This is a genomic window from Bacillus sp. LR--39 (assembly GCF_053613335.1).
The window spans coordinates 1-665 of record NZ_JBSIOT010000990.1 but is presented as its reverse complement, the minus strand read 5'-3'; the positions used below and the strand labels follow the sequence as shown (position 1 = coordinate 665).

1 protein-coding gene and 1 pseudogene are annotated in these 665 nt (G+C 48.9%); one reads left to right on the top strand and one right to left on the bottom strand.

Annotated features, from left to right (window positions below):
* Positions 1 to 131: pseudogene (locus ACWHAR_RS27965) on the top strand (Lrp/AsnC family transcriptional regulator); the annotation flags it as partial.
* 37 nt (positions 132 to 168) lie between these two features.
* Here ACWHAR_RS27965 and ACWHAR_RS27960 read toward each other — a convergent pair.
* On the bottom strand, positions 169 to 665 hold a 497-nt coding region (locus ACWHAR_RS27960; protein WP_452088549.1), incomplete at its 5' end, for a phosphoribosylglycinamide synthetase C domain-containing protein.

The following is a 665-nucleotide window of genomic DNA, read 5'->3' as shown; positions in this document are numbered from 1 at the left end:
GCTATGTGACAAAGGTCGTGACTGAATCGGTACATACGCTTGAGGATTTTATTGACGCCTCTATGGCCCATGGAAAACCGACCACACTCGTTGTGCTTTCTTCTTCCAGCTGCCATCCCGCTTTTCTATAACAAAAAAACCCGCAGCTAATCTGCGGGTTTTCCTCACTTATTTTTGGGCAGCCTTTAAAGCGCGTGCCCCAATATCTTTTCTGAAAAAGAGTCCCGGTTTGAATATTTCATCAACCGCTTTGTACACTCGGTCTCTAGCCGCTTCAAACGATTCATCAAAAGCTGTCACATTGGCGACGCGCCCCCCGTTTGTAACGAACTCTCCGCCTTCTGCTTTCGTTCCGGCATGGAAGACCACGACCTGCTCAGTTTCTGCTGCAAGGCTGCCGATCGGCGTACCTTTTGCATAGCTTTCCGGATACCCTTCTGATGCAAGCACAACACTCACTGCCGCGGTATCCTTCCATCTTAAGTCAACTTCCTTATCATCTAAAAGATCAAGAAGCACCTGGACCAGATCAGATTCCATGCGCGGAAGCACGACCTGTGTTTCCGGATCGCCGAAACGGGCATTAAATTCAATGACCTTCGAGCCGTTTTCAGTAAGCATCAATCCAGCGTACAAAACGCCAGTGAAGGAACGGCCTTCTTGTA